This window comes from Marinibactrum halimedae, from assembly GCF_021234875.1.
Lineage (GTDB): Bacteria > Pseudomonadota > Gammaproteobacteria > Pseudomonadales > Cellvibrionaceae > Marinibactrum > Marinibactrum halimedae.
Genome location: NZ_JAJQVM010000021.1, coordinates 93,451 through 106,712, shown reverse-complemented (window position 1 = coordinate 106,712; position 13,262 = coordinate 93,451). Strand labels below are relative to the sequence as shown.

The window sequence follows — 13,262 nt, the reverse complement described above, 5'->3', positions numbered from 1 at the left end:
CAAAAGAACGAATTTTTATCCAATATTTTTGTAAATAAATGCGTAATGATAATTATTTTCGGTAAATGTTCCGGTAGAAAAAATTAGAAAATTATCGCGCTAAAAAAACGAATTTATAGAGGTTCCCATTACACAATGTTAATGAAGATGCTCTATCACGCTTTATAGCACAACTGATATCTGACAAACCCAGATATCAACTTGCTAAATACAACTGCTCAAATGTAGTAGCTGAATGTTTGAAGGTTGCTTGTGATCAAGACCCCAGCTTTAATCCATCCGCGCACGACTATGGTAAATTAGGTAAGTTTTTAGGGCGCGGCATTTGGACACCCAATGAAATATTGCGCTATGCTCGTGAACTCTCAGATCAGACTAAGTGGTAATAAAATGAAGGTCATTTATAACAAGCATTACAACTACAATCTTGGCCTACTTAAGCACCTACATCCTTTTGAAGGTACAAAATTTAAAATTATTTATGATGCGTTAAAAAGCGATTCTGCTATCAGATTCATTTCTCCAGAGCAACCTGTTGACATGAGCATGATTGACGAATTTTTATCCAGCATCATGCAGTATAGAGTACGCAATAAAAATGGGATTTTTCAAGCCCTCGAAGTTCCCAAAATTCCACTTGTCAGCTTTTCGTTTCTGGATCGGAAAATCCTAACGCCTATGCGGTGGGGAGTCGCAGGCACATTGCTTGGCGCTGAGAGCGCATTGAATGAAGGTGATGTGTACTGGAATTTATCCGGCGGTTATCACCATGCCATGCAACAAAATATGGAAGGCTTCTGTATTTATAATGACATTGGCATTGCTTATCAACAACTGATAAAACAGCACAAGCTCAGTCCAAATGACAAAATTTTGATTATCGATACCGATGCACACCACGGCAACGGCAATGCCTATACGTTTATGGAAAACAAACAAATCACATTACTGGATGTGTATAACGCCGGTATTTATCCCACCTCTGGCTATACCCGCGATCGAGTGGACATCCCAGTTCAACTCCCCCCCGGAACAGACGGACAAACCTATTTAGAGCGATACAGCACGGCACTACATCAGTTGACTGATGATTATCGACTTGCCTTTGTTGTCGCCGGCACAGACCCTTTGCTCAGTGATAAATTAGGTAAATTATGCTTAAGCATCGACGACATCGCCGAAAGAGAAAAACGAACAATTAAAGCCCTTAAAAAACGAAATATTCCAACGGTCATCCTTGGCGGCGGCGGCTATTCAAAAGAAAGTGCTCAAAGCGTGATAAAAGCCATTTCTGTGTGTACAACCTTATAAGTTGGTGTGAACTCATAAGATTGTACGAGTTGACAAAATTGTACGAACTAATAACGTTGTGGGGATCAATAAAAAACTTAAGCCGCTTTAGGTGGCCAAATGTCTTCTGGGGTGTCCACAATAGGAATCATACCAACGGATTTTGCTTCATCAATAGCATCAACAATTTCACCATCGGACAAGCGTGTAAAATCTCCGAAGCTATTGATAACAAAATACTTAGGCTGTAATTGATCAATGCGATATTTTGTCCGTGCTACCTCCAACAAATTAAATGGAGTTCGTGCCGGATAATCACTTTCTATAGCATATTGCAATTCTGATTTAGAGGAGACAATACCTGCACCATAGGCCCGAATTCCATTTCCTGTTTTGATCAAGCCAAATTCGACAGTCATCCAATAAAGTCGAGCCAACCCCGCATGATAGTGACTCGGTAGCTTTGTTCCCAACCGGCCAATTCGAGCAGTAAAATCTGCGACATCACTGTTGGTTAATAATGGGGTATGCCCAAATAATTCATGGAAAATATCCGGCTCTTTTAGATATTCAAACTCTTCACGAGAGCGAATAAAAGAAGCCGCAGGGAAGCAGCGATCCGCCAGCATCGCAAAGAATTTATCAAAGCTAATTAACGCAGGTACCGGCTCTACTCGCCAGCCGGTACAATCGCGAAGAGGTTTAGAAAGTTCAACACACTGGGGAATTTTATCCGAAGACATAGAAAGTTGTTGCAAACCGTAGATGTATTCCTGGCAAGCTCTTCCTGTGAGTAAAGGCAATTGAGATGCCATTAAATCAGACCAAACCGCATGCTCTTTACCCAAGTAAGGTATGACGCCGTTTTCATCCGGAGTGTGCGCAATATATGAGGAATTATGACCCATATTATTCTCCATTTAGCTTATTTATCATTATTATTGTTCAGTCATACGCACAGAAACTTCAATTTTTTGAACACCACTTTTGGAAATGCTCTTTCCTATACCTTTCCCACCCTACCCACCACCTCTCTAGATTTTTGTGCTGTACAGCTAAGGGCTCATGTGACGAATTGTTGTGGGCGATAAATTTGGTCACTGCGCGAGGAATTTAGATTATCAGGGAATTTCGGCAATAAGTTGCCAAATATTGTGTTTACAGCATATATTTAAGCAATAATCTTTTAATTCTGGCAGCTTATGAACTCATTTGACATGGATAGATGCGACAAAGCCATTATCGACTCACTCCAAAGAGATGGCAAACTCACCAATCAAGAACTGGCCACTCGAGTTAACTTATCTCCCGCACCCTGCTTGCGTCGTGTAAAGCGACTTGAAAAAGAAGGCGTAATCAAAGGCTACACCTGCCTTGTAAATCGGGTAGCACTTGGAGCCCATCTTCTGGCGTTTGTTCAAGTCTCTCTCAATCGCCACACGATTGATGCAACTGAATTATTTAATGAATTTGTTGAGCGTTGCGAGCAAGTGATTGAATGTTACTCAACATCAGGGGAATACGATTATTTACTAAAAGTCGTCGCACACGACATGGTCGAAATGGAGGACTTTTTACTTCATGAGCTAATGGCCATGAATGTGATTTCCACCGCTAATACTAATTTTGTACTGGGTGAACGTAAACATACTACAGTCATTCCTGATTTACGTCGTAAAAAATAGGCCCCATCATGAAACAACTTAAAATAAAAAAACTCTGGACATTTTGAAGGGGGATATTTCAAGTGAAGCTGTCTCACCCGGTTGGACCATGAAAGACATGGTATTGATCACCAAACTTTTAAAAAAACTTCCACAACGTGAGAAAATTATCCAACGTTTAACGCACGATTAAACGTTGTTTTTTATTTATAACTATTGATTAGGCTTCGAATGTCGGCTAAGAGGTACGACGTCTAATTCAGATAAATACGCCTCATACTGCCCACTTGCTTTCAGTGCCTGTAATCCCTTATTAAAAATAGTGATTATCGAACGGTTACGCGGTATTTTTTTGGAAAGCAATAAAAAAGTGGGCTCATCCATTAATGGATGAGGATGATAAGTCAGTTTATTTATCGACTCTTGAGAAAACCACTTTGACAAGGTTGAATAGGCAACATGGATATCCGTGGGATACACATCAATTCTCCCCGAAAGTAACATTTTCATCGCCGAGGCTTCATTTTTAATTCGTACAACTTTAATAGTTCCAGCGTTTTCAGCGGCTCTAAATTCAGCAGTATAGGTATTGCCAATAATGGCACCTACTTTCAAGCCTGCCAAATCACTCACAGTACGCCACTCAAAATCCTTTTCTTTAAGATGTAAAAAAACCCATTTGGTTGAAAAAATAGGATCACTGTACCAAAAATGTCGCTCCTTATCCGGGCGCCTTAACCAACCAATGGTTCCATCACGAAAACCTTCTCTGGCATACGACAACCCCCGCTTCCAAGGCAAAAAATCATACTCAACCTCCACACCTTGTGATGCAAAAGCTTCTGATACAATACGAGAGCCGACACCATAGTGTTTAAGTGACTCCGACATGTACGGAGGCCACTCTCCATTACAAACTCGCACAGGCTCTACCGCAACGCTTGTACTTGATATCAAGCATAGCAATACAGATAGAGAATAAATCCACTTTTTTATCTTCACTACTGAGCCTTATGGGTTAAAAGTAGTTATAGAATCTGCTATGAAGTATGTAATATAAACCTTAAATGTGAATACTATAAATTTTATTTATGTAAAGAAATTAAACAGAGAGTTAAAATGCGCCAATAAGAGAGTTTTTGCGACACATATACCCCCCAAACAATGAGAACCTCAGGTAACATCACCAATCAAACAATGCTTTTAAAAAATATCTTTAAAAAAATGCTTTTAAAAACAACCTCTTTGAAAAACCTATTAAAATAACCCAAATTGTCTATCGGTCAGCTCTGAAAAGCGTTCACCTAGAAACATTAATAGGCTATCTGCTACAGGCGCCAACTGCTTGTCAATGTAGTGCTGATAATCCAAAGGGCTTTTTCTCAACGACAGTGGTTCTGCGCCGCTTGTGGTAATTACATACTCTATCCAATCTCCTTTGCGAATTTTCAAGCCTGCTTCAGAGAGCTTTTTTGCCGCTTGAACATGAGGAGGGATGTTACGCTGATACTCATACAACTGACGTCTTAAGCGCTTTTTATAAACCAGCAAATCGTCACATTCGCCAGAGAAAACAGATTCTACTTGATGCTTTAAATAATTTTTATAGGGCTGCTCATAAAATATTTTCTCATAAAGTGACTGTTGAAATTTTTTGGCTAAAGGTGTCCAATCCGACCGAACAGATTCTAGCCCTCTGAAAATTAACTCTTCACCTTTCGATGAAACAGAAATTCCGGCATATCGTTTTTTACTCCCTAACTCACTGCCACGAATGGTAGGCATAAAAAATTTACGATAGTGTGTTTCAAACTCAATTTCGAGATGACTGGTAATATCAAACTCTTTCTCTAATCGAGTGCGCCACCACTCATTTAACCCTTTTGCCAAATCATTTCCAATCACCACGGCCTGCGTACAAGTGACCTCCTCTCCCAATAAGACAAAAACTGAATCGGTATCGCCATACACTACCGTATACTGCTGTTCAATCCATTCTTTGGACTGCTGAATAATTTGATGACCTCGTAAAGTAATAGAACTGGCAATACGTGGATCAAAAAAACGACAACCCGATGACCCCAAAACCCCATAAAACGAGTTCATAATAATTTTAATCGCGTATGACAATGAAGCATTCTGAGAGTGTTTTGCCTCATCGCGTTTTTGCCATAGTGAGCGAATCAGTTCTGGCAAAATATGATGATTTTTTGCAAAACAAGCGTCATTAAAGCCAGGCACCCGTTCAGACTCTGACAGGGTATTATGCTTGGCAAACCAAAAGCCGTATGGGTCGATAGCAAAGGTACGAATTATACTGGGGTACAGACTTTTAAAATCCAAAACAAGGACATTTTCATAGAGACCCGGTTTTGAGTCCAATACATACCCACCAGGGCTAACAATATTGGATTGTAATTCCCCCAAATTCGGAGCAACGTAACCTTTTCGATGCATTCTGGGTAGATAGGCAAATTCAAAACTGGCCACAGCACCACCACTGCGATCCATCAACATACCGGTCATTTGAGTTCGAGCAATTGCAAAATTAATCAAGTCGGTTTTATCGAAAATGTCGCCCACCAACTCGCAATCTTTAATGTTATAGCGAGCCAGATGACGTCGATCCACTTGGTAATAGTGAGCGATATCTTCTCCCCGATGACTACCCGCAATTAGCTTGCCCGCCCCCAATAATTCATTCGCTACGAACTCTAGACTAAAGCTGTCAAAGTTATAAAAGGCCGTACGCAGTAATTCAATACCATCCAATACTACGCGGCCGGGCACGGTAATATAGCGTCGCTCTCGATCTTCTTGATCAATTCGCCAACTGACAACAGATCGTGTACGACCTAAACGAAAAGGAATGCTCAAACGTTTGCAAAGTTGATGAAGCACCCACATATCAAAACCCACAACGTTCCAGCCAATCAAAACATCGGGGTCATACTCATCAACCCATTCTAAAAATGCCGTAATACATTCGCTTTCGGTTGCACACAATACAACAGTAAAATCATCAGTTTCCTCCCGCGCTCCATTCAACTCATCAGCCACAAGAAACACACGTTTTCCAGACTCTACATCTGTTACGCCACAGCAGCGTACCACCGCAATGGAAAAGAGAGTTTGTGCATCCATAGACGTTTCAATGTCGATGGAAACCACTCGCAACGTTGGATGGTACTCGGAAGGTTGCAATACCGGATTGAGCACCCTGGAATACGGTGCGCCAGAATGAGGTTTAACCGATTGGATATGGCCGAAGAGATCCACTCCCCCTGTAATAAAACGTTCCATTAAAAAACGTTCTGCCGGGCGAATATCCGCTTCCCACACCGAGATTTCTCTACGAAGTGTGTTGGCAGCCTCTCTGGCACGCTTATGACTACGGAAATACAATGCCGTAATCGCATTATTTTCTGTGCTTTTTAACGGTAAAGGCTTTGTTCTCCACCCCCGTTGTACCCCAAGCAACGGAGAAAGGCGATCGGTATCAGCCTGCTCAATAAAAAAAACACTTTCTTGCTCTGATACGCAAACCTGCAATGGCCCATCGTCTGTGCTAAACCAGCACTCAATAACAACACCTTGCTCGGTATCATGCCAATGTCGGGTTAATAGGAATCCGGTTAAGCGTTTTTCTGAATGTGGAGTGGGAGTAATTAACGGTTTCGTATGTGACATCTCCGGCCCTGGCGATAAAAACCAGAGCCGGGAAGAAGCAGTAACAGAAGAACGGGAAAAGAAACGAGAAGGAGACACGAAAAGGCCTGGAATACTTAGCCTTTTGATAACAGCTCGCGCAAGTCAATTAAGGCAGCATTAGCACGAGAAATATAAGAGGCCATGACTAAAGAATGATTCGCAAATACCCCAAAACCACTACCGTTTAAAATAACTGGGCTGTATACAAACACTTGTGTCGCTTCCAATTCTCGAATAATTTGCTGCAAACTGACCCGTGCGTTTTTCTTTTCTAAAACCTCAGCAAAATCCACTTCAATGGCTTTTAAAAAGTGCAATAACGCCCAAGCACTACCACGAGCCTCATAAAACACATCATCCACTTCATTCCATGGTGTTTTTACTTCCATTTCACGAGGTGCCGCCGTCGCTTGACGAGCCGAATTATCTCCGGCCAAATCCGTATTAATACGGCGTTGCCCCACACTGGCACTTAACCGCTGAGACAAGCTGCCCAAACGTGTCTCTACAGTTGACAACCAATAGCGTAAATTATCTGCACGAGCATAAAATTGCGCATCGGCTTTTTCCGCATCCACCAGCCGTGCCAAATAACGTCCGAAAAACTCCATACCTTCACGATATTGTGACTCCGTCGCCGGCACGACCCAACTGTTGTGATCGAAATTAAATCGAGATTCCGCAATGGCCAAATCTTTATCTTCTGTCGATTGAGATTGGGAACGACTGAAGGATTCTCGCATCGCTTTACTTAAATCACGCACTTGAATAAGTACACCATACTCCCAGTGGGGTTGGTTATCCAACCAAACCCCGGGCGGAAAAATATCATTACTTAAATAACCGCCGTTTTTATGCAATAACGTATCTGATACATTAATCAACGTTGCTGTCGTCACTGCCCCAGTGACGATATCGGCGTCTAGCTCTTTCACTCGCACAAATGCTTGGGTACGGACATCAAATTCATCCGGCTCAATACTCCAGATAACTCCCATGACCATAGCCACCAATAGATACCCTGCAATAGCTATCGCAACATAACGAGGCCAACGAATCCCATCATCGTAATCTCCACGCCAATCCGACCAGCGCTCTTTAATCTTGTCACGAATTTTCTGCCGAAAATCAGACATCATCTGTGCCACCCCAAGTTTTTATTTGAATCAACGATCCACTTTGCGATTTTTTACTTACTCAACGAAACGTACATTATCTCAATACATTTATCCGGCCACAACATAGTGTTTTTAGTGGCCTCGTCATTATCAATATTATCGTTATGAGCGCCCGAATTAAGGATAGTCGTGTTCGGGCTTCACTATTTATTGTTATTGACTTTGACAAACGAATCATAATCCGGCTCCGGCTTAGCCAACCAATAACCTTGTCCACCCCCAAGGTTCAGCTCGGTGAGTACTCGCCACTCTGATTCATTCTCAATCCCATCAGCAAGCAAAGTTACCTCGCAACTAGATGCAATTTGCACCAACGAACGAAGAAAAAACTGGTAATCCTCACGTCTAGACAACTCTCGAATAAATCGACGATTCACTTTTAGCACATCCACAGGCAGCGTTTGTAAATAATGGAAAGACACGCCGCTATTGCCAAAATTATCCAGAGAAACGCCCAAACCTAAACGTTTAGCCGTTGCTACCAGTCGCTCCACTTTGTCAGGTATCAGGCTGACAAAGTGTTCATTGAATTCAATGATAAGCCGATCTGCAAAGACACCATTATCTCGAACAAACTCCTCAAGCCACAGACAAAAGCGATCACTGCAAATCGTCTGGCATGACAGGTTGACCGCCACCGGAAAAGAGGCATTGTAACTTCTGGCCAATTTGCTCAGCATCGCTTTGTCTACGCTTTCAGCCAACTCGAATCGCTCGGCATAAGGGACAAACATACCCGCATGGTAAATTTCACCCGCCACCTTTAAGCGGCTGAAGACTTCCAAGTGCATAAGCTCTTTACGGTTGGTGTAAACCGGTTGGTAATGCAACAGAAAACTGTTGGATTCCAATGCATCCAATAAAATACGACGCCAATGTTTTGCTTGAAATACCGAATGACTGAGCGAGGGCGCCTCAGAACGACTGGAAGCCGCTTGCAAAGATGAAGAAGATAAACTTTCACACGTCCACCCGGATTGGGCTTTATGAACCGTCTTCTGTAAATAATGATCCACCAGCGCGCACAATGTTTCACGATCTTTACCTCTTTCAATCATGACAAACCCGCCGTAACAACGCAGAGACGAATCTTCGATGAAAAGAGGTAAGCGCTGAATACGGCCAAAGATCACACTGATTTTTTCTTCAAACAGGTCTTGCGTTAAGCCCGGCACAAGGAGCATAAACTCCCCTCCACTCCGTCGCCCAACGATACACCCTGGTAGTACTTCCAACTCCTGACGAATAACATCCGCCACAGACACAATCAGCTCATCCACCGTTGGTCGACCCAAGCGGTCATTTAACGATTTCACATCACGTAACTGAATGACACCAAGCCCTCCGCTGCCACCGTGTTCGGAACTAAGGTGGGCATCCACTGACGATTCGAAGTCCACCATATTGGACAGTAAAGTGAGAGGGTCTAAATGCACTTTTTGGTGAAGCGACTCTATCAGCGCCACTTGATCCGAGAACATCTGTTTGAGCTTACTCATCATGTTATTCACGGTGCTGACCGTTTGGCGTAACTCACGCTGCCGCGGTAATGGCCCGAGCACATCGAAATTCTTCCGGCAAATCGCATTCGCTTGAACTTGAATATGCCGCAATGGCCGCAAAATATTCATGAGCACACGCAAAGCAAGGAGATACACCATGACGGCAATGGCACCATAAAGGAAGACATACGCTTTACATTCACGCCAAAGATCTTGATGAGCCAGGTGAATTTCACTGACCACAATCACTTCTCCCAGGCGGGCTCCGTCATAAACAACCTCGGAATAAGCTGAATGATTGGGTACCGATACAAGCTCATTAAACCAATCGGGTACACCATTCGCACTGCTGGGCCCCTCCTGCCGAGAAACTAATGTTTCACCAGATAGGTTGGAATAGGAAATGGACTGATAATAACCACTCGAAAATAGGGTATTGATCGTTTGCTCAATAGCCGTCAGGTCATTCGCTTCGGCATCCGGAGCAATACCGATTGCCAATGCCGTCGCAACCTGTCGAGCTTGAGCATCGAGTTGCTCATACAAATACACCCTCGAGCCATAAATACTGAGAGCAACGGAGGCACAGAAAAGGATCAAAAATAACACCCCAATCGCCACCATCAACTGCCGCTTGAGACTCAAAACCCCTCCCATCATCCGCTTTATTATTCTGTTTGAAGGTCTTCATTATTCGCTTTTTATGGTTTTCTATTTGGACGTCGTTTGGAGCGACCTAAAGCAGCCTTCTGCTGACAAACACGCTTTGCAATATCACTGCATACCCATCTCAAAGCCAACTCTAAAAATCTACGTTAAAACCCCATCAATTCAAAGTATTTATAGACACAGTGGTTATAGACAAAGTAGTTATGAATAAAGTGGTTATGAACAAATTAGTTATAGACTACGCAATTGAATAATCTCCCAAAAGCAAGCACTCACTTTTCTAAGATAATCTTTGGTGACTTGCCTCGCCGAATATCGCCACGCAAACGGTATCCCGGCACCGCTTTTTTCATCTCTTGATAAATCCAACGCCCTTCTGTGTCATTTCGGGCAACAATCAGCATAAACTCATCACTGTTTTTTACGCGAACTGCCAATTTTTGCAATTGCGCCTTCAAAACATCGCTGCGTTGATCCAACGCACGAACAGGCAGGGCCACAACTTCCTTTCCTTCACCATTGTCATCCACACCAGAGCTCACCAGCTCTACCGGTTGTTGACGATTCTGTTTTTCAAGAGTCTGGATGGCAGCCTCCACAGAGGCAATTCCGTCTATATGAGGATGAATATTACGGGCTTTCGAAACAAAGTTTCGCGCACTGCCAAACTGCCCCCGCTCTGCCAGAGCTTTCGCTAAGGACAAATACCGTTGCGCAATGCTTCGTATACCCTGCGCGGCCTCTTTATTGTCTGGATCAATTAACATTACCGCCCGATATCGATCATGCGCATTATCTTCTACCGGGGTCATATACTGGCTTAGTGTCATCGCACGCTCAGCGTCTGCCAATAATTGAGCGATCATACGATCTTTTTTACTGGGTTGCTGAGGTTGAGCTGTTATTGATGACTCTCGATTATCGACAGGTTTCATGGCGGGCGTCATGGTGGGCTTGGCCTCTGATTTCACCCCAGCGCCTCCGCAACTTGACAGCATGAACACCAAAGCCATCACTTCCGCTATCGTCACACAAGCGCTCAAGCGACTTGGCAATTTACACTCCATCCTTTCTTTATTTGTATTCCATTTTCTACCCATACTCCCCTCGCTACATTAACTGCTCTGATTTTCAGTCACTGGTTTCAACGACTTTGACTTCAATACCATGGCCGCTTATATCCATAAAGACTTAAATATGAAAAAAGTATCCCGAATTAATCACTAAAAGCACAATTCTAAAACAATTTTTTGTCGACCAGTCCCAAGCCTGGAACTGTCGTAAAAAGGGGGCGGTCAAACCCTCCACAAATCGCGTACACTAAAACCCTGATTGCGTGCATGAGCGTTATTTGGGTTTTCAAATTCAAATAACATCGACGAGATTCAACCCAGAAGCCCTTACACATGAAACGGATATTGAATACTTTACGCCTAACTCAATCCTGCCTCCTCCTTGTTTTGCTTTTTTTGCAATTCAACACTTTTTCTCACGCTCAAGATCTCAGCTTCGACTCCCCCTCGATAGACTCTAACGAACATGAGTTTTTAAAAGTGGAAGAAGCGTATAATGTCGAAGTGGAATTTAGCGACAACCAGTTGCTGCTGCGATGGTTTATTGAGCCTGGCTACTACCTGTATAAAGAAAAGTTCAAATTCAAAGTCGATGGCCAAACTCATACCGCCACCCTAGAAAAGGGAAAGGTTAAGTACGATGAGTACTTCGAAAAAGACCTTGAAGTTTTCTACAACACCACGGTCGCAACACTGGACACCCAATCCCTACCTCGACAACTTTCCTTAAAAGTCACATCCCAGGGCTGCGCGGACGCAGGGCTTTGTTATCCTCCCTATCATCAGTATTTCGACATCGACCTGGATGAAAAACTTGCACAAGAGACCGGCAAACCCTCGACCACAGGAGGAAGTTCTCAGAATATTTCAGGTAACATCGATTCAAACACCGTTGATACAACAAGCCTGAGTGATGGCTCCGCCACCAACCTGTGGATAAGTTTACTTTTTGCTGTAATCGGCGGCGCTATTCTTAACCTAATGCCATGTGTGTTCCCAGTACTGTCGATTAAAGCGATTAGTCTAAGTAACGCCCACCTCTCCCCCCACCAACAACATTTGCATGGCTGGGCCTACACGTTAGGATGCATAGCGACTTTTGTTGCCATTGCCGCCGTCATGCTTGCTCTTCGTGCCGGAGGAGAAGCCATAGGCTGGGGCTTCCAGCTACAGTCACCGATGGTGATTACATTGTTGATGTATCTTTTCTTTGTTATGGGCCTTAGCTTTTCCGGTGTGATTAATATCGGCAGCCGTTGGATGGGCCTTGGCCAAGAAGCCAGCCAAGGGGATGGCTTACGACATTCTGTGATGACCGGCGCTTTAGCCTCTGTTGTCGCAAGCCCCTGTACTGCACCCATGATGGGATCGGCATTGGGGTACGCTATTACTCAGCCAACCTTCATTGCTTTACTGGTCTTCGCCGCCTTGGGTTTTGGTATGGCATTGCCCTTCTTATTGCTGTCTTACCTTCCCAAGCTGGCCAATGCTATGCCAAAGCCTGGCGCTTGGATGGACACCCTAAAACAGGCCCTCGCCTTCCCCCTTTACTTAACCAGCGTCTGGCTACTTTGGGTTTTAATCAATCAAACCAACTCCAATCAAGTAGCGCTTGTCGCTACTGGATTAGTCGCCATCGCTTTTGCAATTTGGTTATTACCTAAACTCCCAGAGAAAGGCACTGGGCTATGGATTGGACGGCTTACAGCATTAGGAGCTATTAGCTTGGCGTTGAATTTTGCAGTCAACGCCAAACCAGAAAAAGCAGATGAACTTTGGGTCGCTTATACCCCCAAAACATTGCAAGAACTGAGGGAAGAGGGTCGTGCAGTACTCGTTAACCTAACCGCAACGTGGTGCATTACCTGCTTGGCAAATGAAAAAGTAGCCTTAAGTACGGACACCGTTCGCAACGCTATGAAAGCCAATAATGTACAAGGTGTGAAAGGGGATTGGACAAACGCAGACCCTCAAATTACCGAACTACTGAACCAATATGGACGAAGTGGCGTTCCTATGTACCTATACTTCCCACCGAAGAAAAACGCCAAAGCAGAGCTTTTGCCTCAGTTACTCACGCCAGAAATAATCACCGACGCCATCCAGAGACATAAAAATAACAATTTGGCAGACATTAGCAACATTTAGCAGCATTTTAGCTTCAATTTGTCGCAT

Annotated in this window: 9 protein-coding genes; 3 read left to right on the top strand and 6 right to left on the bottom strand. The window is 43.6% G+C overall.

The window, feature by feature from the left end:
* Positions 1–390 precede the first annotated feature (390 nt).
* On the top strand, positions 391–1,311 hold the full coding sequence (locus tag LU351_RS13140) for a histone deacetylase family protein (RefSeq protein ID WP_232594543.1): 921 nt from the start codon (positions 391–393) through the stop codon (positions 1,309–1,311).
* Between the two features lie 77 nt (positions 1,312–1,388).
* Here LU351_RS13140 and phhA read toward each other — a convergent pair whose 3' ends face one another.
* The gene (phhA, locus tag LU351_RS13135) at positions 1,389–2,198 is read right to left on the bottom strand and encodes a phenylalanine 4-monooxygenase (protein WP_232594542.1); all 810 of its coding nucleotides are present in this window, start codon (positions 2,196–2,198) and stop codon (positions 1,389–1,391) included.
* Positions 2,199–2,507: 309 nt separating this feature from the next.
* Here phhA and LU351_RS13130 point away from each other — a divergent pair, with 309 nt between their 5' ends.
* Positions 2,508–2,975, top strand: coding sequence for an Lrp/AsnC family transcriptional regulator (locus LU351_RS13130; protein ID WP_232594541.1), 468 nt, complete (start codon positions 2,508–2,510; stop codon positions 2,973–2,975).
* A 192-nt stretch (positions 2,976–3,167) separates the two neighbouring features.
* Here the strand turns inward: LU351_RS13130 and LU351_RS13125 are convergent, their stop codons facing one another.
* The 5 genes from LU351_RS13125 to LU351_RS13105 form a co-directional block, all read right to left on the bottom strand.
* Positions 3,168–3,878 carry a substrate-binding periplasmic protein gene (locus tag LU351_RS13125; protein WP_284285142.1) on the bottom strand — a complete coding sequence of 237 codons (711 nt, stop codon included), beginning with the start codon at positions 3,876–3,878 and terminating at the stop codon, positions 3,168–3,170.
* 333 nt (positions 3,879–4,211) lie between these two features.
* The gene (locus tag LU351_RS13120) at positions 4,212–6,644 is read right to left on the bottom strand and encodes a DNA polymerase II (RefSeq protein WP_232594539.1); all 2,433 of its coding nucleotides are present in this window, start codon (positions 6,642–6,644) and stop codon (positions 4,212–4,214) included.
* Between the two features lie 95 nt (positions 6,645–6,739).
* Positions 6,740–7,804, bottom strand: coding sequence for a DUF2333 family protein (locus LU351_RS13115; RefSeq protein ID WP_232594538.1), 1,065 nt, complete (start codon positions 7,802–7,804; stop codon positions 6,740–6,742).
* Between the two features lie 182 nt (positions 7,805–7,986).
* Positions 7,987–9,990 carry a bifunctional diguanylate cyclase/phosphodiesterase gene (locus tag LU351_RS13110; protein ID WP_232594537.1) on the bottom strand — a complete coding sequence of 668 codons (2,004 nt, stop codon included), beginning with the start codon at positions 9,988–9,990 and terminating at the stop codon, positions 7,987–7,989.
* 296 nt (positions 9,991–10,286) lie between these two features.
* On the bottom strand, positions 10,287–11,069 hold the full coding sequence (locus LU351_RS13105; RefSeq protein WP_232594536.1) for a hypothetical protein: 783 nt from the start codon (positions 11,067–11,069) through the stop codon (positions 10,287–10,289).
* Between the two features lie 351 nt (positions 11,070–11,420).
* On the opposite strand from LU351_RS13105, the gene LU351_RS13100 reads away from it, so the two are divergent.
* Complete coding sequence (locus LU351_RS13100) at positions 11,421–13,235, top strand: protein-disulfide reductase DsbD family protein (RefSeq protein WP_232594535.1); 1,815 nt, start codon at positions 11,421–11,423, stop codon at positions 13,233–13,235.
* The last annotated feature ends 27 nt before the right edge of the window (positions 13,236–13,262 follow it).